We start from the raw sequence: 23143 nt of genomic DNA, 5'->3' as shown, positions 1-23143 counted from the left end.
CCGCGCTATCGCGCCGTCGACTACGCGCCCGACGATCCCGCGCCGTTTGCAGCCGCGGTCGAAGGCGTGCTGGCGCAGCAGCTGGAGTCGCTGGCGGCGCGCATCGACCGCACACTGCGCGGACGCACACCGCACCCGCGACTCAGCCCTCGGGCCTGTAACCCTCGGCGGCGTCCGCGCCGCCACCGAACAGGAACTTCTCCATCTGCTCGGCGAGGTACTCGCGGTGCCTGGGGTTCATCGGCGACAGCCGGTTCTCGTTGATCAGCATGGTCTGGTGGGCGAGCCACGCGGCCCAGGCCTGCTTGCCCACGCTCGCGTACACGCGGCGCCCGAGTTCGCCGGGCCACGGCACGAAATCGAGGCCTTCGTCCTCGCGCTTGAGCCAGACGCAGTCGACGGTACGGGCCATGTCAGTCCTCGAATAATCGGTTGAGCAGGGTGCGGATCGGCGCGGGAATACCAAGCGACGCGAGGTCCGCTGGCGCGACCCAGGCGAGCGAGTCGTCGTCCGCAATGCGCTGCGGCGCGTCGATGCGATGCAGCCGCGGGCGCAGGGTGAGATGGTAGTGCGAGAACCCGTGGCGCACCTCGTCCAGCCACATCACCGCGTCGCCCGCCGGCGAATACGACGCGAGCCAGCGATCGGCGGCCGCCTCGTCGTCGAACTGCGGCAGCGACCACAGCGATGCCCACACGCCGACCGGCCCGCGCCGCTGCAATAGGATGCGGCCGCCGGCATCGCGCAGTGCGAGCACGACGGCTTCGCGCTGCGGCAGCACTTTCGCGGGTCGCGGTGTCGGAAGCTCGTCCTGGCGGCCCGCGATGCGCGCGACGCAGTCGTCCTGCAGCGGGCAAATGACACAGGCCGGGCGCGCGCGCGTGCATAGCGTCGCACCGAAATCCATCTGCGCCTGCGTGTAATCGGCGAGGCGGTCGCCCGGCAGCGCGGGATCCTCGACGTGCCGCTGTGCGAACGTCCAGAGCTTCTTCTCGACGGCCGATGCGCCCGGCCAGCCTTCGATGCCGTGGAATCGGGCCAGCGCGCGCTTGACGTTGCCGTCGAGGATCGCGTGCCTGTCGTTCCAGGCCTGCGCGGCAATCGCGGCCGCGGTGCTGCGGCCGATGCCCGGCAGTGCGGCCAGCGCTTCGACATCGCGCGGCAGTTCGCCGCCGTGGTGCTGCATGCACGACTGCGCGGCCGAGTGCAGGTTGCGCGCGCGGGTGTAGTAGCCGAGGCCGGACCACAGCGCGAGCACGCGGTCGAGTGGCGCATCGGCAAGCGCCGGCAGGTCGGGCAGGGCCTCGACGAAACGATGGAAGTACGGGATGACCGTCGCGACCTGCGTCTGCTGCAGCATCACTTCCGAGAGCCATACGCGATACGGCGTGCGTGGATGTTGCCACGGCAGGTCGTGGCGGCCGTTGACGTCGAACCACGCCAGCAGGCGCGGCGCGAAGCCGTCACTCGCGGTCATCGACGATCTCGACTTCGACGCCTTCCAGCGTCGCGCCTGGGATTTCCAGCCGCGGCGTCGACACGCGGCCATCCAGCGGCGGAAGCGGCACCGCGTTCGCGGGCGCGTCGAGCCAGGCGAGCACGCGCGGCAGGCGGAAACGTCCGTCGAAGAGCGTCGCGCCGGACTCCACGTGGAGCGCGGCATCGCCCGAGAAGTTCGCCGGCCCGGTATAGGCCAGCGTCGTCGGCAGCGGACCGTTCGGGCGGCCCAGCGGCGCCGGCAGGGCCGGCCAGGCTTCGGGCCAGCGCTCCATGCGGCCGTCGAAAGCGAGCGCCAGCGAGTCGCCCCAATCCAGGCGGCCACCCCCGGTGATATCGGGAATCGGACCACCGCGTCGCAGCGCGAGCCCGAGCGGAGCGATGTGCAGCCCGCTCGCATAGGACGCACGCCCCGCGATGCCCATCGCAAATGGCAGCGAGGTCTCGCGCGACACGTAGCGCGCCTGCGCACCCAGCACCATGGCGTCGAGCGCGAGTCCGTCGCCGAAATCGGGAACGCCGCGCAGTACCAGGTCCAACGGAAGGCGCCAGTCGGGCTGCACGACCGTCAGGTTTCCCGCGACGCCGAGACCCGCCGGCATTTCCGGCCGCATCAGCGTCGCCGCGAGGTCGAACGGCACGCGCGTCGCACCCGCGATGATCCGGCCGCGCAGGGCGGCGCGCACACGCTGCCCCGGCGCCAGCGTCTGCACCGTCAGTGCGAGGCGTTCGACCGCCCAGCCCACGCCAGTGACGCGCCCATCGGTGACGACGAAGCCATCGGTGAGTGTGGGGGTCGGGCGTTTCTCGGACGGCGGGCGTGTCGCCAGCCAACGCTGCAGCGCGCCGATGTCGAGCCGCGGGCGGTCGAGCTCGATGCGATGCACGGTGATGTCCCGCCCGCGCGACTTCAACGTCGACCACGGCAGCGACAGCAGCACGCGATCGGCCTGAAACACCGGCGTGGCGTCGCCGTCGCGCTGCGCGGTGACGTCGCGAAGCACCAGCTTCGGCAGGCCGCGCAGGGTGTATTCGCTGACGCCCTTGGCGGTGATGCGCAGCCCCAGCGCGCGGCTCGCCTGCGAGAGCACGAGCGATGCGACCTGCTGCGGACGCGACGCCCAACGCAGCAGGCCGGCGAGCAGCACCAGCGCGACGACGAGCACGATCAACCACGTGCGGCGCCGCGAGCGCGGCGGCCGCTTCGCGGGCGTGGTGGCCCCGTCGCCCGTGTCCGCCGTCATCCCGCGCCCAGCGACTCCGGCAGCAGCGCGTCGACGAACGCGGCGGCGTCGAACACGCGCAGGTCCTCCGGGCGCTCGCCGATGCCGGCGAAGCGGATCGGAATGCCGAACTCGCGTGCCAGGGCGAACACCACGCCGCCCTTGGCGGTGCCGTCCAGCTTGGTGACGACGAGCCCCGTCACGCCGATCGCCGCATTGAACTGGCGCAACTGCGAGATAGCGTTCTGCCCCGTCGTGCCGTCGATCACCAGCAGCACCTCGTGTGGCGCGGCGGGGTCGAGCTTCTGCAGCACGCGCTTGATCTTGCCGAGCTCGGCCATCAGGCCCTGCTGCGTGTGCAGCCGGCCCGCGGTGTCGGCGATCAGCACCTCGGTGCCGCGCGCCTTCGCAGCCTGCAACGCATCGAAGGCGACCGACGCGGCGTCCGCGTTCTGGCCCTGCGCGACCACGTGAACGCCGTTGCGGTCGCCCCAGGCCTGCAGCTGCGCGACGGCCGCGGCGCGGAAGGTGTCGCCCGCGGCGAGCATCAGCGTGCGGCCCTCGTCCTTGAAGCGGCGCGCGAGCTTGCCGATGGTCGTGGTCTTGCCGACGCCGTTGACGCCGATCGTCAGCAGTACGAACGGGCGCGTTGCGCGATCGATGACCAGCGGCCTGGCGACCGGCTCGAGCATCGCCAGCAGATCGGCACGCAGCGCGGACAGCAGCGCGTTCGCATCGGCGAACTCGCGCGCCTTCATGCGCTTGCGCAGGCGCTCGACCAGCTCGGTTGTGGCGGTGACGCCGACGTCCGCGGTGATCAGCGCGGTCTCGATCTCGTCGAGCAGGTCGTCGTCGAGCTTGGGATTGCGCGAGAACAGGCCGCCCAGCGAACGCGTGATCGCATTGCCGCGCAGGCGCTCCAGCCAGCCACGCTTGCCGGCGGGCGCGGCGGGCGCGTCGGTGGCGATGCCCGGAACGTCGGCGCTCGCCGGTTTGACAGCAGGAGCGGGCTCAACGGCAGGCGCGGACTCGACCGAAGCGGGCTCCACGTCCGGCGCTTCGATGCGCGCCTCGGCCTCCGGCATCGCGACAGGTGCCTCGGCGGGCGCGAGCGACTCCGCGGCGGCGTCGACCACGGCCGGATCGTTGATCGCGACGTCGAGCGCGGCTTCGGAGGCGACCGCTGCGGTGCGCGCGTCCTCGATTGTTTCGTCGGCAGGCGTTTCGGCCGAAGTCCCTGCAGCCTCGACTCGTGCTGCGAAGCCCGTGGCCTCGATAGCTGGTGAGGGTGACTCTCCGACCGGCTCGTCCGCGACCGTCTCCGCCGGCGCGGCGTCCTGGTTCGGAAACGCCGCGGCGAGTTCCTCGACCGACAGGCGCCGCTGGGGCTCGTCCGGCTTTTTGCGGCGCAGGAAACTCAGCATCGGAAGGCGTCGGAATGGGGGAAAATGGCGCGACATGCTAGCACCGGCGTACAGGCACCCCCGATGAACGCAGCGATGGGAAAGGTCCGCGTGATCGGCGGGCGTTGGCGCGGCACGCGCCTCGAGGTGCCCTCGGTGGCGGGCCTGCGCCCCACCTCCGACCGTGTCCGCGAAACCGTCTTCAACTGGTTGATGCCCTGGCTGCCGGGCGCGCGCGTCATCGACCTGTTCGCCGGCACCGGCGCGCTCGGGCTGGAAGCGCTGTCGCGCGGCGCGGCATCGGCGGTGCTGGCCGAGCGTGATGCCTCGCTTGCCGCGGCGCTGCGCGGCACGCTCGCGCGGCTGGAAGGCGGCGAGCGCGGGCAGGTGCTGCAGGGCGATGGGCTGGCGTTCCTGCGCGGCTCGACCGATACGTTCGACATCGCCTTCGTCGATCCGCCCTTCGCGGGCGACCTGTGGACGCAGGCGTGGCCGCTGCTCGCCCCGCGCCTGGCGCCGGAGGCGATGGTGCACGTCGAGAGCCCCGTCGACGTCGATCCCGCCGTGCCCGCGGACTGGGTGGTGCACCGCGAGGGCCGTACCCGCGAGGTCCGCTACGCCCTGTACCGGGTGCCGGGCGCGGAACCGGCCGCTGATACACTCGACGCCGATCCGACGGCCGGGGAGCCGTCGACCCAAAACGAGAACGCATGAGCGCGGCCCGCCAACGCACCGCCGTCTATCCCGGCACCTTCGATCCGATCACCAACGGTCACGTCGACCTGGTGAACCGCGCCGCGCCGCTGTTCGAGCGACTGGTGCTCGGCGTGGCCGAGAGTCCGTCCAAGGGCCCGGCGATGCCGCTCGAGCAGCGCGTGTCGCTCGCGCGCGAGGCCACGGCCCATCATCCCAACGTGGAAGTGCGCGGCTTCAACTCGCTGCTCGCGCATTTCGTGCGCGAGGTCGGTGCCGGCGTGCTGCTGCGCGGGCTGCGCGCGGTGTCGGACTTCGAATACGAGTTCCAGCTGGCGAGCATGAACCGCCACCTGATCCCGGAGGTGGAGACGCTGTTCCTCACCCCGGCCGAGCAATACGGCTTCATTTCATCATCGCTGGTACGCGAGATCGCCCGCCTCGGCGGGGACGTCTCCGGCTTCGTGCCGCCGGCGGTAGCCTCCGCGCTGCAGGCCCACTGGCGGCGTACCTGACGTCCAACTCCGAGGAACACCATGAAGACCACCACCCGCCTGATGCTGCTCGCCGTGCTCGCCCTGCCGGTCCTGGCGGCGTGCAACAAGGACGACGCCACGCCGACCGCCAAGGTCGAGAAGGCCGCCGTGCCGAAGCCGGCCAACCAGACCGACGAGGACGCCTGGAACGCGTACATCCAGGACCAGGTCGTGCGCAACGCGCAGGGCGCGTCGAGCACGTTCGCCTACACGCTGCCGGTTCCGGGCGCGGAGGGCTTCGACGAGTCCTTCCAGCGCCAGGCCGAGAAGGCCAAGGAAGACGTCTCGCGCGGTGGCGTGGAAGGCACGCTGATGGCCTTCGGCTCGGCCGACTCGGCCAAGACCGCCGACCTCATCGCCTCGGCGTTCCAGGGCGTCGGCGTCGACACCATGAAGGGTGTGCGCGTGCTGTTCATCGGCGACGCGGCCGATCGCGACCGCGCCGAAGCGGCGGTGAAGCCGTCGGGCGCCAAGTTCGAGTTCATCGAAGCGAAGTGATCCATCGGCGGCCGCGTGCTGCCGGAAGCATCGCGACGGCCGGCCCTGCGCCGGCCGTCGTCGTTTCCGGCCCGGCGTTGCGCCTGCGGGCCTGCAGCGTGGCCCTCGCGTCAGCCTGCGCTCCGTCGCCGGGTGCGACAATGCCGGCCTGACCCGACCCGTACCGGCGCGATGTCCCTCCGCATCAACGACCTCTGCGTGAACTGCGACGTCTGCGAGCCCGCCTGCCCGAACCAGGCGATCTCGCAGGGCGAGGTCATCTACGTGATCGACCCGGCGCGCTGCACGGAATGCGTGGGCCACTTTGATGAGCCGCAGTGCGTCGTCGTCTGCCCGGTCGAGTGCATCGACCCCGATCCCGACCACCCCGAATCCCGCGAGGCGCTGCTGGCCAAGGCCATCGCGCTGGCCGGCGGGCCGCTGGAGCACGCCTGATGCGTTCGACGCTGCACGTCCTTTCCGTCGCCCTGCTGTCTTTCGTCGTCGCGCTGCCGCTGGCAGCCAAGCCTCCCATCCCCGCCGCGCCGGTTGCCGCGGTCGCGGCGCGTCCGCCGGGCGCCGCGGTCGCCAGCGCGCATTCGCTCGCGACGGAAGCGGGCCTGGACATGATCCGGCAGGGCGGCAACGCGTTCGACGCGGCGGTGGCGGTGTCGGCGGTGCTGTCCGTGGTCGAGCCGGTGAGCTCGGGCCTGGGCGGCGGCGGCTTCTTCCTGCTGCGCGATGCCAGGAGCGGGCGCGAGGTGTTCGTCGATGCGCGCGAGACCGCGCCCGAGTCCGCGACGCCCGAGGCCTATCTGGACGCCAAGGGCGACCTCGACCGCGACCGCGCGCAGAACGGCCCGTGGTCCGCCGGCATTCCGGGACTGCCCGCGGCGCTGGTGCATATCGCGAGCACCTACGGAAAGCTGCCGCTTTCGACCACGCTGGCGCCCGCGATCGGCATCGCCCGCGACGGCTTCCCCGTCTATGCGCGCCTGGAGAAGGGCTACGCCAGCCGCAGCAAGGTGATGGAACGCTACCGCGGCACGCGCGCGGTATTCCTCGCCGATGGCGATGCGCCAAGAGTCGGCGAGACGCTGCGCCAGCCCGAGCTCGCGCGCACGCTTGCGCTGATCGCGCAGAAGGGCCGCGACGGCTTCTATCGCGGCGACACCGCGAAGAAGCTGCTCGCGGCGGTGAAGGAAGAGGGCGGCCGATGGACCGCCGCAGAGCTCGCCGGCTACCGGGTGCGCGAGCGCGAGCCGCTGCGGCTGAACTACCGCGGCTGGCACATCACCACCGCGCCGCCGCCGTCATCGGGCGGCGTTGCGCTCGCGGAGATCCTGCAGACGGTGTCGGGCTGGGACCTCGCCAAGCTCGACGACGCGCAGCGCACCCACGTGCTGGTCGAGGCGATGCGCCGCGCCTACCGCGATCGCACGATCTATCTAGGCGACCCGGACTTCGTGAAGATCCCGCTCGCCCGCCTGACATCGCCGGACTACGCGGCGGGCCTGCGCGCCACGATCCATCCGGAAAAGGCGACCCCGAGCGAACTGCTCTCCGGCCAGCCCGCGCCGCTCGAGGACGACGAGACCACGCACTTCTCGATCATCGACGCCGACGGCAACCTCGTGTCGGCGACGCAGACGGTCAACCTGACCTACGGGTCGGGCATGGTCGCGCCGGGCACCGGCGTGCTGCTCAACAACGAGATGGACGACTTCGCGCTCAAGCCCGGCACCGCCAACGCCTTCGGCGTGATGGGCTTCGAAGCCAATGCGCCGAAGGCCGGCAAGCGCATGCTGAGCTCGATGACACCGAGCATCATGGAATCGTCGGACAAGCTCACCGTGCTCGGCGCCCCCGGCGGTAGCCGCATCATCACCGAGGTGCTGCTGGGCATCCTCGGTTACGACGCGGGCCTCTCGGCGCAGCAGGTCGCGGCGCTGCCGCGCATCCACCACCAGTGGATGCCCGACGTGATCTCCGCCGAGGCCGGCGCGCTCGACGCGGCCACGGTGTCGGCGCTGCAGGCAATGGGCCACAAGGTCAATGCCGGTGAGTCGACCTGGGGCAACCTGCAGACGGTGGCCTGGGACAAGCGCGCCAACACGCTGGAAGGCGGCACCGATCCGCGCAATCCGGTCGGCAAGGCCGACGTGCTCGTGCAAGCGCAGGCGCCCCGCTGAGTTGCCACCGTCGGTCCACGACCGGCGGCCTTTGAAGCGTGTGGCGCACATGGAACCATGGCGGCTTTCGGGAGGCCCGCCATGGATCCGTACAACAACACCGCAGTCCCGGCGCCTATGTCCGCGGGGATGCCCGCGCTGGGCGATTCGATGGTCACCACAGCGCTCGAGCTGCCCGGCATGCGCATCGTGCGCAACCTCGGCCTGGTGCGAGGCATCACCGTGCGATCGCGTTCCATCGTCGGCAATTTCCTCGGCGGCCTGCAGACGATCTTCGGCGGCAACATCACCATCTACACGGAACTGTGCGAGCAGGCGCGGCAGGAGACCTACCGCGACATGCTGGTGCACGCGCGCCAGCTCGGCGCGAATGCGATCGTTGCGGTGCGCTACGACGCGACGGAGCTCATGGCGGGCCTGACCGAAGTGCTGTGCTACGGCACGGCGGTGGTGGTCGAGCCCGCCTCGGACATTCACCGCGGGTGAGACGCGGCGGGTGGATGCTGGCCGCATGCCTGCCTCCCAGCCCGCACTGTTCGCCACTGGCGACGTCCTGCTCTTCGAAGACGCCGAGGGTGGCATCCGCTACCGGCCATCGCTGGTGGACGCTGCGACCGCCGCGCGGTGGTTCGAGTCGCTGCATCGCGAGGCCGGCTGGCGCGCGCTGCAGCGCGAGATGTACGAGCGCACCGTCGATGTGCCGCGACTGATCGCCTCGTACGGACTTGACTCGCCGCAGCTGCCGGTGCCGGTCGTCGAAGCACTCGCCGCGGTGCGCGCCGTGGTCGATGCGCCGTTCGATTCGGTCGGGCTGAACCTGTACCGCGACGGCCGCGACAGCGTGGCGCCGCATAACGACACGCTGCATGCGCTGGCGCCCGGCCAGCCGATCGCGCTGCTCTCGCTCGGCGACGTCCGCGACATGGTGATCACCCCCAAGCCTGGCACGCGCGGGCGGCGCATCCGCGTGCCGCTCGAGCCCGGCAGCCTGCTGCTGATGAGCCATGCGTCGCAGTCGACGCATGATCACGGCGTACCCAAGACGCGCGATGCCGTCGGCCCGCGCATCAGCCTCGCGTTCCGCGTGCGCCTGCCGGGCAGCGACCTGTTGCGCGGCTACCGGCCGGCGTCCTGAGCCTCAGCCGATGAAGCTGCCGCCGTTGACGTGGATGAACTGGCCGGTGACATAGCTGCTGTCCTCGCAGGCGAGAAACACGTACGCCGGGCCGAGCTCGCTGGGCTGGCCCGGGCGGCCCATGGGCGTTTCCTTGCCGAAATTCGCGCGCTCCTTCGGCCCGTAGGTCGATGCCACCAGCGGCGTCCAGATCGGGCCGGGCGCGACGCCGTTGACGCGGATGCCGCGCTTCACGAGGTTCTTCGCGAGGGAGTAGGTGAACGTCTCGATCGCGCCCTTGGTGCTCGCGTAGTCGAGCAGGTGATCGCTGCCGCGGAAGGACGTCACCGAGCCGGTGTTGATGATCGCGTCGCCCTCGCGCATGTGCTCGAGCGCGAAACGAGTGATGTAGAAGAACGGATAGACGTTGTTCTCGAACGTGGTCTTGAGCTGCTTGGCGCTGACGTCCTCGAGCCGCTCCTGCGAGACGTGGTCGGCGAGGTTGTTGACCAGAACGTTGAGCGCGCCGAGTTTCGACACGGTCTGCTCGACCGCGCGCCGGCAGCGCGCCTCGCTGCGCGCGTCGCCCTTGAGCAGCAGGCAGCGACGGCCCTCGGCCTCGACCATGCGCGCGGTGTCGCGCGCGTCGTCGTCCTCGTCCAGGTAGAGGATCGCGACGTCCGCGCCTTCGCGCGCGAAATGCACGGCGACCGAGCGTCCGATGCCGCTGTCGCCGCCGGTGACCAGCGCGACCTTGCCGTCGAGCTTGCCGCTGCCGCGGTAGCCCGCGCGGATCGTCTCGGGCTGCGGATCCATCGGCCGTTGGCGGCCCGGTTGCGTGAGCTTCTTCGACGTCGACTTGCTGCGCGTGGCCATGGCGTTCCTCCTTTCCGGCGCGATGGTCGTGCGGACGGCGTCGGAGCGGCATGAAGCAGGCGCGACGTGGCGCGGCGTAGGCTGGCCATATGACCGATCGATCACGACACGCCGGCGCCGGCCACAGGCTGTTCTTCGGCCTCTGGCCCGGCGACGAGGTGCGCGCCGCGCTCGCGCAGGCGCTGGATGCATCCGCGCTGCTGCGCGATGCGGGCCGCCGCGTGTCGCCCGCGAAGTACCACATCACGCTGCATTTCCTCGGTGGCTGGGCGACGCTCCCGCACGACGTGCTCGAACGCGCGAGCGGTGCTGCAGCCACGCTGCGCTGCGCGCCGTTCCATCTGGTGGTCGAACGCGCCGGCGGCTTCCACGGTGCGCGGGTGGGCTGGCTGGCGCCGTCGGGCAACTCGGGGCTGGACGCGCTGTGGTCGGATCTCCGACGCGCGCTGGACGAGGCCGGCGTGCGCTACCGCGCGCATGAGCCGTTCGCGCCGCACGTCACCGTCGCGCGCAACGTACGCGGTCGGTTGGAAGAGGCGAGCGTCGATCCCATCTCGTGGCCGGTCGAGGACTTCGTGCTGGTGCACAGCCACGATGGCCGCTACGACATCGTCGGGTGTTGGCCGCTGGCGCCGCGCTGAGCTTCACGGCGCGCAGCGGCCGCTGGTGCAGCCTCGGCGTCCATGAGCACAACGGGTGGTCTTCGAATCGGCTGCGCGGGCTGGGGCCTGTCGGCCGCGCACGCAGCGCATTTCCCCCGCGACGGGACGCATCTCGAGCGCTACGCGCGGCGCTTCGCGGCGGTCGAGATCAACTCCTCGTTCTATCGCCCGCATATGCCGCGGACCTATGCGAAATGGGCCTCGCTGGTCCCGGACGACTTCCTGTTCGCGGTGAAGTTCCCGCGTGCGGCCACGCACGACGCGCGGCTGCGCGATGCGGACGCGGTGATCGAACGCTTCGTGAGCGAAGTCTCCGCGCTCGGCGATCGCCTGGGCCCGGTGCTGGTGCAACTGCCGCCGAGCCTTGCCTTCGACGCCGACGTGGCGGACGCGTTCTTCGCGGCATTGCGCGAACGCGTCGCGACGCCGATCGTCTGCGAGCCACGCCATGTGACCTGGTTCGCGCCGGAGCTCGACGCGTTCTGGCAGCGCCATGAGGTCGGTCGCGTCGCCGCGGATCCCGCGCGCGTGCCGCTGGCGGCGCAGCCCGGCGGCGCCGGGCGCGTGCGCTACTGGCGCCTGCACGGCTCGCCGCACGTGTACTACGACGCCTACGGCGAGGCGCGCCTGCAGCCCTGGGCCGACGCGGTGCGGGCCGAGCGCGAGGCGGGCCTCGACTGCTGGGTCATCCTCGACAACACCGCGCTGGGCCACGCAGTGGCGGATGCAATGCGGCTGGAAACGATGCTGGGCGTGGAGGCGCCGCGCTGATCAGTCCTGCAGCCAGCCGCCGCATCCGCGGTAGGTCCTGCCGCCGGATTCGAGCGTGACCGCCGCCTCGAAGCGTTGGCCACTCATGCCGTCCTCGCACAGACGGCGCGCGATCCGAAGCCGCACCGGCTGCGCGGTGTCGCTGGATACGTAGCCGTCGGGTGTCGCCCGCAAGGGGATGCGCATCCGGCGTTCGCCGTAGTCGAGGTCCGCGTCCAGCATCGGCGGCTCGCCGGCGATTTCCGCATACCAGCCCGGTTCGTTGCCGACAGCGCGGAAAGAGGCGCCGCCCAGCACCGCGGCGTTCCACGGCGAGGCCTGCGCCGCCTGCACGCAGTCGCGGCGTTGCTCGCCCGCGAGCGCGAACGTGCCGGTCGCGCCTTTCGTCCAGAACTCGTTGCCGCGCGTGTCGGCATAGCGGGCGCCGGACGCGGAGCGCCCGATCGGCAGCTCCAACCGTTGGCCGTTGAACGAGAGACGCACGCGCGAGGCGTCCGCCTCGTAGCGCGACATCACGCCGATCTCGCCGCATTCCCAATGCGTGACGGAGGCATCGCTCGCCGCAGGCGCGGGCACGGCGGGATTCGCGACGCGGCGCATGCGGATATCCACCGAGCCGCCGCCGGGCGTGGCGGCGACGGGCGCGGGCGTTTCGAACCAGGGCTCGCCCTGTGGCCCGAGCAGCGTCGCGCGCAGGGCGACGCCGCCGGCGGTGCCGGTGTTTGCCGGCAACGCGATCGAAAACGGAATCGGCGGGCCGGCGACGTCGGGCATCGTCGTCGTCGCGAGCGCCGCGCCGCTCGCCGCATCCAGCGCCTCGACGCGCAGCGAGGCGCCCGGCGGCATCTTGATGCGTTCCAGGTAGGTCGCCGTGCCATGCAGCATGACCGATGCGGCAGGCCACGCTTCAGCCGCGGACGACGGCCGCTGCGGCGCCGTCGACGCGGGGCCGGACTGGCACCCGGCGAGCGCGGCGGCGAGCGCGCAGACAAGGGTGGCTCTGACGTTCATCGGGGCACCTCCGCGCGCACCATGGCGGCGATCACGTTCAGCCGGCGTCAGCGCGGGTCGCGGTCGACGCGCAGGACCGGATACAGGCCGTAGCGGTCGTCCCAGGCGCTGTGGCGGCGATAGAAGAACTCCAGGCGCTGCTGCGGGCTGTTCGCGAACGCCTCATCGTCGCGCAGGCGCTTCGCGAACTCGTCGCGCAGCGCGGGATCGGCGGCGAGCATCTTCTCGGCCTCTTCCTCGGCGACGTAGGCCTCCATGTATTCCTTGCGCTCGAAGGCGGCGTTGAACAGGCCCCAGCCCGCGATGGCGTCGGGCGCCGTTGGCTCGAGCAGGCCCATGGCGAGGCGCGCCTTCGGCTGCGCGATCGGCACGAACAGCGCACCGGCGGCGACCGCCTGCGTCGTCGGCGCCCACTTGCCCTGCGCATCGAGCCGCTGGTGGCCTTCGACCGAGTCGGCGGCGAAGCGGATCGCCTCCGCGCGCCAGGCCTCGGCCGTCAAGGCCGGCAGCGGCGACGCCATGCGCTCGTAGCGCACGCCATGCACATCGAGCTTCTCCGCGACGCGCTCGGCCCAGGCGGGCGGCACCACGTAGCCGGCGCGCGGCGCGGCCACGCTGACGCGCGGCACGATCACGTCGCGCAGCGGCAGCTTCCAGACCTGCGGCTTCGTCTCGTCGTAACGCGTCATCAGCGCACCGGAAATCTCCGACGGCGTGCGCGTGTAGGCATAGCCGCGGAACTCGACCGTGCGGGTGGCGTCGGTGGCCTTGTAGTCCAGTGGTACGTCGACGCCGGCCAGGCGCGTCGCGCGCTCGTCGGCCTGGCGTGCGAGCTTCGCCCAGCCCGCGCCCTGCGCCGCAACCTGTTCCAGCACAGCCAGCACCGCGTCGTGCGTCACGCGCACGCGGTAGGGATACGGGCGCCATGAGTGCGTCTCGACGAGCATGCCCATGCGGTTTCGCAACTGCATGTAGCCATGCGAGAAGCGCGGCGCCGACACGCCGTCGACGAACCCGGAGGACGGATCGTCGTCGACCACGAACGACGGGTAGTAAGGCAGCGGCATGGAGCCGCGGCGGGCGAGGCGATCGATCGTGCCCTGCCGCAGCGCGCGGCCGGCGGCGCGCAACGGTTCGTCGCCCGAATTCACCGGTTCGACCTGGATCGACACGTCGTGCTCGAACTTGGCGCCGTCGGTGACGTGCAGGTCGACGTAGACGATCGGGTCCCAGCGCTCGATCAGGCCGAGCATCGCGCGCATCTCGGACGAATCGGCCTTCATGTAGTCGCGGTTGAGGTTGAGGTTCTGCGCGGTCACGCGCCAGCCCATCTCCTCGGGGCCACGCTGGTTCGGGCGGTTCCAGGCCTTGAAGCGCTCGTGGCCGTCGACATTGAACACCGGCACGAACACGAATACCTGCCTCGCGAGTGCGTTCCTGGCCAGCTTTCCGTCGAGCATCTCGCGCAACGCAAGGAAACCCGCGTCCTTGCCGTCGATCTCGCCGGCATGGATGCCGCCCTGGATCAGCGTGACCGGCAGGCCGCGCTCGCGCGCCGCCTCGGGCGTCAGCGCGCCGCTGGTGGACGCGACCAGCACCTTCATCGGGCGACCCTCGGGCGTGGTTCCGAAGGTCTCGCAGCGCACCGCCTGCGGATACGCGGCCGCGAAGCGGTCACACAGCGCGATGACCTCGTCGTAGCGCCCCGTGCGGACGAAGCCGCTGCGCTCGGACACGGTAGTCAGCGCATCGTCCACGGCTTTAGGCGCCGCCGCGAAGGCGGGCAGGGACAGGGCGAGCAAGGCGGCGAGCAGCGGCGTGCGGTTCATGGGCGTCCGGCGGCGGGAAGACCGCCGCATGGTAGCCCGTGCGATCATGCGGGGCCTTTCGCCCGGAGCACTGCGATGCGTGTCCTGTACTACGCGCCCGGCGCGGCGAGCTTCGTCGTGCACTGGCTGCTGATCGAACTCGGCCTGGAAGCCGAGCTGCGGCCGGTGGACATCGCCGCGGGCGAACAGAAGCGCGCCGAATACCTCGCGCTCAATCCGGGCGGCGTGGTGCCGACCTACGTCGACGACGGCCAGGTGATGTGCGAGGCCGCGGCGATCGCGATGAGGCTCGGCGACCACCGCGCGGGCCACCTCGCGCCGACCTTCGATGCGCCCGCGCGCGCCTTCTACAACCAGTGGATGTTCCACCTCGCCAATGCGGTGCAGCCGCTGTTCCGCATCTGGTGGTATCCGCACGAAGTCGCGGGCGAGGCGAATGTAGAACTCGCGCGCGAGCACGTGGCACCGCGCATCGAGGCCGCTTGGCAGCGCATCGACGACCATCTCGCAAAGAACGGCCCGTACCTGCTCGGCGGGCAGCCCACCGTCGCCGACTTCTACCTGACGATGCTGCTGCGCTGGTCGCGGCACATGCCGAGGCCCGGCGACCGCTGGCCGCACCTGGGCGCGCTGGCCGCGCGCATGAAGGCCCGGCCGTCGTTCGCGAGGCTCTGCGACCGTGAAGGCCTCACCGAGTGGCGCTGAGCCGCTCCCGTCCCGACAGGAAACACCGACCCGAATGCTGACCCTTCTCTTCATCGCCGTGACCGTCGTGGTGTCCTGGCTCGCCTTCCAGAACCCGCGGCTTCTCGATCGCCTGATCCTGTGGCCGCCCGCCGTGCGCCGCGGCCAGGTCGACCGCCTGCTCACGCATGGCTTCATCCACGCGGACTGGTCGCACCTGCTGTTCAACATGATCACGCTGTTCTTCTTCGGCCGACTGGCCGAGCGTGTGGTGGTGGGTCTCGCCGGTCCTGCGACGTTCGTGCTGTTCTACGTGTCCGCGATCGTCGTCGCGATCCTGCCGAGCTACCTGCGCCATCGCGACGACCCGCGCTACCGCAGCCTCGGCGCTTCGGGCGCGGTGTCGGCGGTGCTGTTCGCGAGCATCCTGCTCGATCCGTGGATGCTGATCTTCATCCCGATCCCGGTGCCGGCCATCCTCTACGGCATCGGGTACGTCGGCTGGTCCTGGTGGGCCGATCGCAACTCGGCGGACGGCGTGAACCACAACGCGCACCTGTCGGGCGCGATCTACGGCGTACTGTTCATGCTGTTGATGGACGGACGCGTGGGCGCGCACTTCCTGGCGCGCCTGGTCTCGCCGAGCTTCTGACGCTCACCGCGCGTGCATCGCGACCGGTGTCTGCTGCGGGCAGCAACGAAGGAGCATCCATGGACGTCGAACATCAGCCCGATGCCGAACGTTTCGTCATCCACGCGGACGGCCACGAGGCCGAGGTGAACTACCGCGTCGAGGGCGGCGTTCTCGCCATCACCCATACCGGCGTGCCGGAGGCCATCGGCGGCCGCGGCATCGCCAGCGACCTGGTGCGCGCCGCATTCGACTTCGCGCGGGCGCAGGGGCTGCGGGTAAGGCCTGCCTGCAGCTACGCGGCGGCCTGGAGCCGGCGCCACGGCGAGTACGCGGACCTGCTCGCGGACTGACGCCGGTGCAGCCGGGCGCGCGCTATGACAGGATGCGCGCCCGTCGAACCGCTCCATGCCCATGCGCCTGAACAAGCACATCAGCGACACCGGTTTCTGCTCGCGTCGCGAGGCGGACGGGCTGATCGCGGAAGGCCGCGTCACCGTCAACGGCCTGCGTGCGCGCGTGGGCGCGGAGGTGGCCGAGGGCGACGAGGTGCTTGTCGACGGCCAGAAGCTTGCCGTCCGCAAGGCCGCGCCGGGCAAGCGCCGGCACGTCTACATCGCGCTGTACAAGCCGGTGGGCGTGACGTCGACCACCGAGAGCGATGTCAAGGACAACATCGTCGACTTCGTCGGCCACCAGCAGCGCATCTTCCCGATCGGCCGGCTCGACAAGGACTCCGAAGGGCTGATCCTGCTGACCAGCAACGGCGACATCGTCAACGAGATCCTGCGCGCCGAGAACAAGCTGGAGAAGGAATACCTGGTCGCGGTGAACAAGCAGGTCACCGAGGACTTCGTGCGCGGGATGTCGCGCGGCGTGCCGGTGCACGGCCAGACCACGCTGCCCTGCAAGGTGCGCAAGCTCGGACCGTTCGGCTTCCGCATCGTGCTGGTGCAGGGCCTCAACCGGCAGATCCGCCTGATGGCCGCGCATTTCGGGTATCGCGTCAAGACGCTGGTGCGTGTGCGCATCGGCAACGTCACGCTCGGCCACCTCAAGCCCGGCCGCTGGCGCAACCTCACCGACGCCGAGCTGCGCGCGCTGCTGCCGGGCCGCACCGACTGGTAGCCTCGATGCGGGCGTCACACGCCCGGCATTAATTTTGCGTCGACGCCCGCTCCAGCCGACGCTTGATGACCCCCTCGACCACTGCTCCCTACCGCGCGCCCATGCTGGCCGCGACGGTGTCCGCATGCCTGATGCTCGCCGCCTGCCAAGGCCGCGATGCGCCTCCGCAGCAGGCCACCGGTGCCGCCCGGCCCGTCGCCGCCGCGCAGGCGCCGGTGGCGCTGAAGGACGTGCTGGAGACCACGCCGACGCACATCATCGGCATCAGCTATCCGCCCGACCTCGCGAAGTACCCGGGCCTCGCGATGCAGGCACAGCGCTACGCGGAGGAGGCGCGGGAGCAGGTTGTCGAGGCCGCCACCCATCGCGACAAGGACGACGCGCCCGGTCCATACGAGCTGTCGCTCGAGTTCAAGCTGCGACACGAGTCGCCGACCATGGTGGTGCTGGCGGTCGACGGCAGCGCATACACGGGCGGCGCGCACGGCATGCCGATGATCCAGCGCTGGGTCTGGCTGCCGCGCGACTCGCGGATGCTCACCGCCGCGGAACTGTTCCCCAACCGCGACAGCTGGGAGCGGATCGCCGGGGACGTACGCGCGCAGCTCGGTACCGAACTGCGCCAGCGGATGGAAGCGGACGGTGTCTCGCCGGAGGACCGCGCGGCGATGCTGAAGTCGGCCACGGCGATGATCGAAGGCGGCACCGAGCCGGGCCCCGACGATTTCGCGGTGTTCGAGCCGGTGCTGGACGGAGACGGCAAGATCACGGCGCTGCGCTTCGTGTTCCCGCCCTACCAGGTGGGCTCGTATGCGGACGGCATGCGCACGGTGGAGCTGCCGGCCGCGCGCTTGGTGCCGGAGGTCGCACCCGCGTACCGCCCGCTGTTCGGAGCCACGGGCTGATGTCGCCACGGGCGTCGACGGGCGCGTCGACCCACACGCCCGCGCGTGGCGACCGCGCCCGCGGGGAGCGCTTTCCAGAGGTCGCCGAGGGAACCGCGCCGGTGCCCACGGGGCGCGGCCTGCGTGCGCTGCGACAGGCCGCAATCGCCTGCAAGCGCTGCGACCTGTGGCGCCCGGCCACGCAGACGGTTTTCGGCGAGGGCCCGGCGAGGGCGCGCGTGTTCGTGATCGGCGAGCAGCCCGGCGATCGCGAGGATCTCGCCGGCGAGCCATTCGTGGGGCCGGCCGGCCACATCTTCGATCGCGCGATCGAGGAACTCGGGCTGGACCGCCGCACGATGTACGTCACCAACGCGGTCAAGCACTTCAAGTTCGAGCTGCGCGGCAAGCGCCGCATCCACAAGCAGCCCAATCCGGCGGAGCAGAAGGCCTGCCAGCTGTGGCTGGAACGTGAGCTCGCCGTGGTGAAACCGGAGATCGTCGTCTGCCTCGGCGCGATCGCGGCAAAGGCGGTTTTCGGCAGCAAATTCAGGCTGATGAAGCAGCACGGAGAGTGGCAGGACCTGGCCGACGGCCGCCGCGCATTCGCGACCATGCATCCGTCCTGGGTGCTGCGCCAGCGCAGCGATGCCGAGCGCGAGGCGGCCTACCGAACGTTCCGCGCCGATCTCGCGCTGCTCACCGAACTCGAAACACGCCATTAAGCGGCCGTAGGCGTCTCATGGGCTGATACGGCGCCCGGCGAGGATGGCGGACGACCCGCCGGAGCCTTGCCGTGAACACGATCGACAAGCTCGCGATCCTCGCCGATGCCGCCAAGTACGACGCCTCATGCGCGTCCAGCGGCGGCAAGCAGCGCGATTCGCTGGGCACCGGCGGCGTCGGAAGCACCGGTGGCATGGGCATCTGCCACTCGTACACGCCGGACGGCCGCTGCGTTTCGCTGCTGAAGATCCTGCTGACCAACTTCTGCGTTTACGACTGCGCCTACTGCGTGAACCGTCGCAGCAGCAACGTGCCGCGCGCGCGCTTCTCGACCGACGAGGTGGTGCGGCTCACGCTGGACTTCTACAAGCGCAACTACATCGAGGGCCTGTTCCTCTCCAGCGGCATCATCCGCAATGCCGACTACACGATGGAACAGCTGGTCGAGGTCGCGCGCTCGCTGCGCGAGGATCATGCCTTCGGCGGCTACATCCACCTCAAGACGATACCCGAAGCCTCGCCGGAGCTTCTGGCCGCTGCGGGTCGGCACGCCGACCGCCTGAGCATCAACGTCGAGCTGCCGACCGAGAACGGGCTGGCGTCGCTTGCGCCCGAAAAGACAACGTCCAGCATCCGCGGCGCGATGGGGCAGCTGCGTTGGCGCATCGACGAGTCGAAGGAGGAGCGCGCGAAGACGGTGCAGGCGCCGGTGTTCGCGCCGGCGGGGCAGAGCACGCAGATGATCGTCGGCGCAGATGGTGCGGACGATCGCAGCATCCTCGATACGAGCGCGAACCTCTACGGCAACTACCGGCTTCGCCGCGTCTACTACTCGGCGTTCAGCCCGATTCCCGATGCATCCGTCGCGCTGCCGCTCAAGGCGCCGCCGCTGGTGCGCGAGCACCGGCTCTACCAGGCCGACTGGCTGATGCGCTTCTACGGCTTCGAGGTCGACGAGATCGCGCCGCGCGCGGCCAACGCAGGCATGCTCGATCTCGACGTCGATCCCAAGCTGGCCTGGGCGCTGCGCAATCCCGAGCGTTTCCCGGTCGACGTCAATCGCGCGCCGAAGGAAATGCTGCTGCGCGTGCCGGGCTTCGGCACCAAGACGGTCAAGCGCCTGCTGTCCTCGCGCCGTTTCGCGCGCATCCGGCTGGACGACCTGGCGCGGCTCGGCGTGAGCCTGCGCAAGGTGTTGCCGTTCGTGCAGACGCTCGACCACCATCCGCAGGGCGCGCTGGACGATCCGCAACGCCTGCGCGCGCGGCTGGCGCCCGTGCCCGTGCAGGCCGGGTTGTTCTGACATGTGGCGGGCGGTCGTCGAGCCGGGCTGGGATCTCGACGCGTGGCGCGTGGTGGCGCGGCATGCGTTGCGTGCCGGTCTGTCGCCGGATGCCATCGATTGGGCCGTCGGCGACGGTGGCTTGCTCGGCGGTGCATCGGTCCTCGAGGCGCCGGCCGTGCGCGAGTCTCCGTCGGTGCCGGCCACGTTCCTGCAGCTTGCGCGCGACGTACTCGCGCATCGCGACCCGCGTCGCCACGCCTTGCTCTACGCGTTGCTCTGGCGCATCGCCGAAGGCGAGCCCCGCCTGCTCGGCCACGAGACCGACCCCGACGTGCGTCGCGCGATGCAGTTGCAGAAGGCGGTTCGGCGCGACGCGCACAAGATGGAGGCCTTCGTGCGGTTCCGCGAGGTGCCGGGCGAGGCGAACGCGTTCGTCGCCTGGTACGAGCCCGACCACCAGGTGCTCGATCTCTGCGCACCGTTCTTCATGAAGCGATTCGCCGGCATGCGCTGGGCAATCCTCACGCCCGACCGGCGCGCGGTATGGGACGGCGAGTCGCTGGCGATGGGCGAGGGGGGCGCGCCTACCGACGTGCCCGCCGATGATGCCGGCGAAGCGCTCTGGCGCCGCTATTACGCGAGCATCTTCAACCCCGCGCGGCTCAACCCGCGCGCGATGCGCGCCGAAATGCCGCAGCGCTTCTGGAAGCACCTGCCCGAAGCCCGCGACCTTCCGCAGCTGATGCGCGACGCCGCGCCTCGCGTCGCGGACATGGTGGCGCGCGCGCCGGAGGCAGCGAGGCGGCGCATACCCGCGCCGGTGTTCGACACGCCCGTGCCCGTGGACGACCTCGACGCCCTGCATGCGGCCGTGCGCGGCTGCCGCGCCTGTCCGCTCTGGCAGCCCGCGACGCAGGCGGTGCCCGGCGAAGGCCCGCTCGATTCGCGCATCGTCTTCGTCGGCGAGCAACCGGGTGACGAGGAGGACCTGCGTGGTCGGCCGTTCACCGGTCCGGCCGGGCGCCTGTTCGATCAGGCCCTGCTCGAGGCGGGGTTGGATCGCGCCTCGGCCTACGTCACCAATGCGGTCAAGCACTTCAAGTTCGAGCCGCGCGGCAAGCGCCGCCTCCACAAGCGTGCGAACGCGGCCGAGCAGAAGGCCTGCAGCGGATGGCTGCATCGAGAGCTCGAGCTGGTGCGGCCCGAGCGCGTGGTCTGCCTCGGCGCGACGGCGGCCACGGCGCTGCTCGGCAGCGGCTTTCCGTTGCTGCGCGAGCGCGGGCGCTGGCACCGGAATAGCGATGGCATGCCGGTGCTGGCGACCGTCCATCCGTCCTGGGTGCTGCGCCAGCCGGCTGCGGACTACGAGTCGGCGTACCGCTCGCTGGTCGAGGATCTGAAACGGGTGGTTGTGGCGCTCAGGGACGATCCCGCCGCCGCCTGATCGCTTCGTCACCACACAGCGACACCGTACTACGGCCGCTTGAGCACGCCTTCGAGCTTCCAAGCGGCTGTTCCGTGTCTCCGCACCGACGAACGGCGCCCACGCGGGTTGTACGCAGCGGGGTTCGCATGCAGGATCGACCCATGGTCCTTTCGCGCACCGCTTCGCCGAACGCCGCCCCCAATGGGCGCGTCGCCGCGTGCGCCGCCAACAATAATCGCAATAACGCCAGCCTCCCGCGGGCCGGCGATTAGCGCGCGCAACACACGCTCAATCGACCACCAGGGCCCGCACTGAAAAGTGCGGGCCTTTTCGTTTTCTCCCCCACGAAAAAGGAAATCCGCCATGTGTTCGATCCTCGCCGCCTTCGATCTCAGGCCCGACGCCGACCTTCGCCTGCTGCGCCCGCTGGCACTGGCGATGTCGGCACGCCAACGCCACCGCGGGCCCGACTGGAGCGGCGTGCACGTGGAGCCGGCGGCCCTGCTGGTGCACGAGCGGCTGGCCATCGTCGATCCCGTCGGCGGCTCGCAGCCGATCCTTTCGAAGGACGGCCGCGTGGTGCTCGCCGTCAACGGCGAAATCTACAACCATCGCGACCTGCGCCAGGCGATGCCGGACTACCCCTTCACCACCGGCTCGGACTGCGAGCCGATCAGCGCGCTGTACGCGTCGGGCGAGGACGTCGGCGCGTGGCTGGACCGGCTCAACGGCATCTTCGCGTTCGCCCTGTGGGACAGCTCGCGCGCGCGCTTCATCGTCGCGCGGGATCCCATCGGCGTCTGCCCGCTGTACTGGGGCCACGATGCGGACGGGCGCGTCTGGGTGGCGTCCGAGATGAAGGCGATCGATCGCACCTGCCACGACGTCGCGCCGTTCCCGCCCGGCCACTGGTACGACAGCGCCACGGGCGAGCTGCGCCGCTACCACGTGCGCGACTGGCGACGCTTCGAAGCGACGGAAGGCGTGCGCGTGACGCCCGACGAACTGCGCGAGGCCTTCGAGCGCGCCGTGCATCGCCAGTTGATGAGCGATGTGCCCTACGGCGTGCTGCTGTCGGGCGGGCTGGATTCCTCGCTCGTGGCCGGCGTGGCTGCGCGATACGCGCGCCATCGCATCGAGGATGGCGACCAAAGCGAGGCCTGGTGGCCGCGCCTGCATTCCTTCGCGATCGGCCTCGAAGGTTCGCCCGATCTCGCCGCCGCGAAGGTCGCGGCCGACGCCATCGGCACCGTGCACCACGGCTTCACCTACGCGGTCGAGGAGGGCATCGACGCGCTGCCCGAGGTGATCCGGCATATCGAAACGTACGACGTCACGACGATCCGCGCCTCCACGCCGATGTTCCTGCTCGCGCGGCGCATCCGCGCGATGGGCATCAAGATGGTGCTGTCGGGCGAGGGCAGCGACGAGATCTTCGGCGGCTACCTGTACTTCCACAAGGCGCCGAACGCCCGCGAATTCCACGAGGAGACGGTGCGCAAGCTCGAGGGCCTGCACCAGTTCGACTGCCTGCGCGCCAACAAGTCGATGATGGCCTGGGGCGTCGAAGCGCGCGTGCCCTTCCTCGACACCGAGTTCCTCGACGTCGCCATGCGGATGGATGCGAGCGCGAAGATGGCCGGCGGCGGGCGCATCGAGAAGGCGATTCTGCGCGAGGCCTTCCAGGGCTGGCTGCCCGATTCGATCCTGTGGCGGCAGAAGGAGCAGTTCAGCGACGGCGTCGGCTACGGCTGGATCGATTCGCTGAAGGCGCTGGCCGAGCGCGAGGTTGCGGACGCGGCGCTGGCGACGGCGGGCTACCGCTTCCCGGTCAACCCGCCGCAGACCAAGGAGGCCTACCTGTACCGCACTCTGTTCGAGCGCTGGTACCCCGGCGAGGCCTGCGCGCGGACCGTGCCGGGCGGCAAATCCATCGCCTGCTCGACGCCCGCGGCCATCGCCTGGGATGCCGCATTCGCCGCGTCGGCCGATCCGTCGGGCCGTGCGGTGGCCGGCGTGCATGCCGCCGCCCTCGACGCGTCGGCGGACGCACGCGCGACCGCTGCCTGACTCAAGGCTGACTGCAACCGGCCG

25 protein-coding genes are annotated in these 23143 nt (G+C 70.7%); 18 read left to right on the top strand and 7 right to left on the bottom strand.

The features are described 5' to 3' along the window. Window positions 1-142: 142 nt before the first annotated feature. Genes IE066_RS06180 through ftsY form a run of 4 tightly spaced genes read right to left on the bottom strand, consistent with a single transcriptional unit; the run spans window position 143 to window position 4145 of the window. Entirely contained in the window at window positions 143-412 is a 270-nt protein-coding gene (locus IE066_RS06180) for an oxidative damage protection protein (protein WP_189447824.1), read from the bottom strand. A gap of 1 nt (window position 413) precedes the next feature. Continuing rightward, window positions 414-1478, bottom strand: a complete 1065-nt coding sequence (gene mutY / locus IE066_RS06175; RefSeq protein ID WP_189447822.1) for an A/G-specific adenine glycosylase — start codon at window positions 1476-1478, stop codon at window positions 414-416. Then, a complete protein-coding gene (locus IE066_RS06170; protein ID WP_189447819.1) occupies window positions 1465-2742 on the bottom strand; it encodes an AsmA family protein in 1278 nt (425 codons plus the stop codon). The genes mutY and IE066_RS06170 overlap by 14 nt, the downstream gene beginning before the upstream one ends. After that, window positions 2739-4145, bottom strand: a complete 1407-nt coding sequence (gene ftsY, locus IE066_RS06165) for a signal recognition particle-docking protein FtsY (protein ID WP_189447817.1) — start codon at window positions 4143-4145, stop codon at window positions 2739-2741. Before ftsY ends, IE066_RS06170 begins: the two co-directional genes overlap by 4 nt. 75 nt (window positions 4146-4220) lie before the next feature. On the opposite strand from ftsY, the gene rsmD reads away from it, so the two are divergent. From rsmD to IE066_RS06130, 7 genes are all read left to right on the top strand, one after another. Beyond that, window positions 4221-4838 (top strand): 16S rRNA (guanine(966)-N(2))-methyltransferase RsmD, encoded by a 618-nt coding sequence (gene rsmD / locus IE066_RS06160; RefSeq protein WP_425488901.1) that lies wholly within the window; start codon window positions 4221-4223, stop codon window positions 4836-4838. After that, the gene (gene coaD, locus IE066_RS06155) at window positions 4835-5332 is read left to right on the top strand and encodes a pantetheine-phosphate adenylyltransferase (RefSeq protein WP_189447813.1); all 498 of its coding nucleotides are present in this window, start codon (window positions 4835-4837) and stop codon (window positions 5330-5332) included. Before rsmD ends, coaD begins: the two co-directional genes overlap by 4 nt. Before the next feature lie 21 nt (window positions 5333-5353). Continuing rightward, window positions 5354-5851 carry a hypothetical protein gene (locus IE066_RS06150; RefSeq protein WP_189447811.1) on the top strand — a complete coding sequence of 166 codons (498 nt, stop codon included), beginning with the start codon at window positions 5354-5356 and terminating at the stop codon, window positions 5849-5851. Between the two features lie 171 nt (window positions 5852-6022). Next, window positions 6023-6286, top strand: coding sequence for a YfhL family 4Fe-4S dicluster ferredoxin (locus IE066_RS06145; RefSeq protein ID WP_189447809.1), 264 nt, complete (start codon window positions 6023-6025; stop codon window positions 6284-6286). Beyond that, window positions 6286-8022: a gamma-glutamyltransferase gene (ggt, locus tag IE066_RS06140; protein WP_189447807.1), complete on the top strand. Its 1737-nt coding sequence runs from the start codon at window positions 6286-6288 to the stop codon at window positions 8020-8022. The genes IE066_RS06145 and ggt overlap by 1 nt, the downstream gene beginning before the upstream one ends. Before the next feature lie 81 nt (window positions 8023-8103). Next, on the top strand, window positions 8104-8508 hold the full coding sequence (locus tag IE066_RS06135; RefSeq protein WP_229790684.1) for a YbjQ family protein: 405 nt from the start codon (window positions 8104-8106) through the stop codon (window positions 8506-8508). A gap of 25 nt (window positions 8509-8533) precedes the next feature. Continuing rightward, window positions 8534-9157, top strand: coding sequence for an alpha-ketoglutarate-dependent dioxygenase AlkB (locus tag IE066_RS06130; protein ID WP_189447805.1), 624 nt, complete (start codon window positions 8534-8536; stop codon window positions 9155-9157). Window positions 9158-9160: 3 nt separating this feature from the next. Here IE066_RS06130 and IE066_RS06125 read toward each other — a convergent pair whose 3' ends face one another. After that, the gene (locus tag IE066_RS06125) at window positions 9161-10012 is read right to left on the bottom strand and encodes an SDR family oxidoreductase (protein WP_189447803.1); all 852 of its coding nucleotides are present in this window, start codon (window positions 10010-10012) and stop codon (window positions 9161-9163) included. A gap of 89 nt (window positions 10013-10101) precedes the next feature. Between IE066_RS06125 and thpR the strand changes: the two genes are divergently transcribed. Both thpR and IE066_RS06115 read left to right on the top strand, forming a co-directional pair. Then, window positions 10102-10653, top strand: coding sequence for an RNA 2',3'-cyclic phosphodiesterase (gene thpR, locus IE066_RS06120; protein WP_189447801.1), 552 nt, complete (start codon window positions 10102-10104; stop codon window positions 10651-10653). A 42-nt stretch (window positions 10654-10695) separates the two neighbouring features. Further along, complete coding sequence (locus IE066_RS06115; RefSeq protein ID WP_189447799.1) at window positions 10696-11445, top strand: DUF72 domain-containing protein; 750 nt, start codon at window positions 10696-10698, stop codon at window positions 11443-11445. Here IE066_RS06115 and IE066_RS06110 read toward each other — a convergent pair whose 3' ends face one another. After that, a complete protein-coding gene (locus tag IE066_RS06110; RefSeq protein ID WP_189447797.1) occupies window positions 11446-12330 on the bottom strand; it encodes an MliC family protein in 885 nt (294 codons plus the stop codon). Window positions 12331-12503: 173 nt separating this feature from the next. Beyond that, window positions 12504-14285 (bottom strand): M14 family zinc carboxypeptidase, encoded by a 1782-nt coding sequence (locus IE066_RS06105; protein WP_189447795.1) that lies wholly within the window; start codon window positions 14283-14285, stop codon window positions 12504-12506. Between the two features lie 75 nt (window positions 14286-14360). On the opposite strand from IE066_RS06105, the gene IE066_RS06100 reads away from it, so the two are divergent. The 9 genes from IE066_RS06100 to asnB all read left to right on the top strand — a co-directional run bounded on the left by IE066_RS06100 (window position 14361) and on the right by asnB (window position 23119). After that, on the top strand, window positions 14361-14990 hold the full coding sequence (locus IE066_RS06100) for a glutathione S-transferase family protein (RefSeq protein ID WP_189447793.1): 630 nt from the start codon (window positions 14361-14363) through the stop codon (window positions 14988-14990). Between the two features lie 34 nt (window positions 14991-15024). Then, window positions 15025-15621 carry a rhomboid family intramembrane serine protease gene (locus IE066_RS06095; protein WP_189447790.1) on the top strand — a complete coding sequence of 199 codons (597 nt, stop codon included), beginning with the start codon at window positions 15025-15027 and terminating at the stop codon, window positions 15619-15621. Between the two features lie 59 nt (window positions 15622-15680). Then, complete coding sequence (locus tag IE066_RS06090; protein ID WP_189447788.1) at window positions 15681-15953, top strand: GNAT family N-acetyltransferase; 273 nt, start codon at window positions 15681-15683, stop codon at window positions 15951-15953. A gap of 55 nt (window positions 15954-16008) precedes the next feature. Next, window positions 16009-16728, top strand: coding sequence for a pseudouridine synthase (locus IE066_RS06085; RefSeq protein ID WP_189447786.1), 720 nt, complete (start codon window positions 16009-16011; stop codon window positions 16726-16728). 65 nt (window positions 16729-16793) lie between these two features. Then, a complete protein-coding gene (locus tag IE066_RS06080) occupies window positions 16794-17633 on the top strand; it encodes a DUF3298 and DUF4163 domain-containing protein (protein ID WP_189447784.1) in 840 nt (279 codons plus the stop codon). Next, window positions 17633-18337 carry a UdgX family uracil-DNA binding protein gene (locus IE066_RS06075; protein ID WP_189447782.1) on the top strand — a complete coding sequence of 235 codons (705 nt, stop codon included), beginning with the start codon at window positions 17633-17635 and terminating at the stop codon, window positions 18335-18337. The genes IE066_RS06080 and IE066_RS06075 overlap by 1 nt, the downstream gene beginning before the upstream one ends. A 71-nt stretch (window positions 18338-18408) precedes the next feature. Then, window positions 18409-19641 (top strand): putative DNA modification/repair radical SAM protein, encoded by a 1233-nt coding sequence (locus tag IE066_RS06070; RefSeq protein ID WP_189447780.1) that lies wholly within the window; start codon window positions 18409-18411, stop codon window positions 19639-19641. A gap of 1 nt (window position 19642) precedes the next feature. Next, entirely contained in the window at window positions 19643-21067 is a 1425-nt protein-coding gene (locus IE066_RS06065; protein WP_189447778.1) for a UdgX family uracil-DNA binding protein, read from the top strand. A 345-nt stretch (window positions 21068-21412) separates the two neighbouring features. Then, window positions 21413-23119 (top strand): asparagine synthase B, encoded by a 1707-nt coding sequence (gene asnB / locus IE066_RS06060; RefSeq protein WP_189447776.1) that lies wholly within the window; start codon window positions 21413-21415, stop codon window positions 23117-23119. Window positions 23120-23143: the final 24 nt, after the last annotated feature.

Origin of the sequence: Cognatilysobacter xinjiangensis (genome assembly GCF_014651995.1) — a bacterium.
Classification (GTDB): domain Bacteria; phylum Pseudomonadota; class Gammaproteobacteria; order Xanthomonadales; family Xanthomonadaceae; genus Cognatilysobacter; species Cognatilysobacter xinjiangensis.
This window is presented reverse-complemented; position numbering and strand designations above follow the sequence as displayed.

Coding starts and splice junctions, on each gene's coding strand:
- IE066_RS06110 (WP_189447797.1), bottom strand. CDS start 12,330: ATGCTGCATGGCACGGCGACCTACCTGGAACGCATCAAGATGCCGCCG.
- IE066_RS06150 (WP_189447811.1), top strand. CDS start 5,354: ATGAAGACCACCACCCGCCTGATGCTGCTCGCCGTGCTCGCCCTGCCG.
- thpR (WP_189447801.1), top strand. CDS start 10,102: ATGACCGATCGATCACGACACGCCGGCGCCGGCCACAGGCTGTTCTTC.
- ftsY (WP_189447817.1), bottom strand. CDS start 4,145: ATGCTGAGTTTCCTGCGCCGCAAAAAGCCGGACGAGCCCCAGCGGCGC.
- IE066_RS06130 (WP_189447805.1), top strand. CDS start 8,534: ATGCCTGCCTCCCAGCCCGCACTGTTCGCCACTGGCGACGTCCTGCTC.
- IE066_RS06075 (WP_189447782.1), top strand. CDS start 17,633: ATGTCGCCACGGGCGTCGACGGGCGCGTCGACCCACACGCCCGCGCGT.
- IE066_RS06135 (WP_229790684.1), top strand. CDS start 8,104: ATGGATCCGTACAACAACACCGCAGTCCCGGCGCCTATGTCCGCGGGG.
- IE066_RS06085 (WP_189447786.1), top strand. CDS start 16,009: ATGCCCATGCGCCTGAACAAGCACATCAGCGACACCGGTTTCTGCTCG.
- coaD (WP_189447813.1), top strand. CDS start 4,835: ATGAGCGCGGCCCGCCAACGCACCGCCGTCTATCCCGGCACCTTCGAT.
- IE066_RS06090 (WP_189447788.1), top strand. CDS start 15,681: ATGGACGTCGAACATCAGCCCGATGCCGAACGTTTCGTCATCCACGCG.
- IE066_RS06080 (WP_189447784.1), top strand. CDS start 16,794: ATGACCCCCTCGACCACTGCTCCCTACCGCGCGCCCATGCTGGCCGCG.
- mutY (WP_189447822.1), bottom strand. CDS start 1,478: ATGACCGCGAGTGACGGCTTCGCGCCGCGCCTGCTGGCGTGGTTCGAC.
- ggt (WP_189447807.1), top strand. CDS start 6,286: ATGCGTTCGACGCTGCACGTCCTTTCCGTCGCCCTGCTGTCTTTCGTC.
- IE066_RS06065 (WP_189447778.1), top strand. CDS start 19,643: ATGTGGCGGGCGGTCGTCGAGCCGGGCTGGGATCTCGACGCGTGGCGC.
- IE066_RS06170 (WP_189447819.1), bottom strand. CDS start 2,742: ATGACGGCGGACACGGGCGACGGGGCCACCACGCCCGCGAAGCGGCCG.
- IE066_RS06095 (WP_189447790.1), top strand. CDS start 15,025: ATGCTGACCCTTCTCTTCATCGCCGTGACCGTCGTGGTGTCCTGGCTC.
- IE066_RS06145 (WP_189447809.1), top strand. CDS start 6,023: ATGTCCCTCCGCATCAACGACCTCTGCGTGAACTGCGACGTCTGCGAG.
- IE066_RS06100 (WP_189447793.1), top strand. CDS start 14,361: ATGCGTGTCCTGTACTACGCGCCCGGCGCGGCGAGCTTCGTCGTGCAC.
- IE066_RS06105 (WP_189447795.1), bottom strand. CDS start 14,285: ATGAACCGCACGCCGCTGCTCGCCGCCTTGCTCGCCCTGTCCCTGCCC.
- rsmD (WP_425488901.1), top strand. CDS start 4,221: ATGGGAAAGGTCCGCGTGATCGGCGGGCGTTGGCGCGGCACGCGCCTC.
- IE066_RS06125 (WP_189447803.1), bottom strand. CDS start 10,012: ATGGCCACGCGCAGCAAGTCGACGTCGAAGAAGCTCACGCAACCGGGC.
- IE066_RS06180 (WP_189447824.1), bottom strand. CDS start 412: ATGGCCCGTACCGTCGACTGCGTCTGGCTCAAGCGCGAGGACGAAGGC.
- IE066_RS06115 (WP_189447799.1), top strand. CDS start 10,696: ATGAGCACAACGGGTGGTCTTCGAATCGGCTGCGCGGGCTGGGGCCTG.
- asnB (WP_189447776.1), top strand. CDS start 21,413: ATGTGTTCGATCCTCGCCGCCTTCGATCTCAGGCCCGACGCCGACCTT.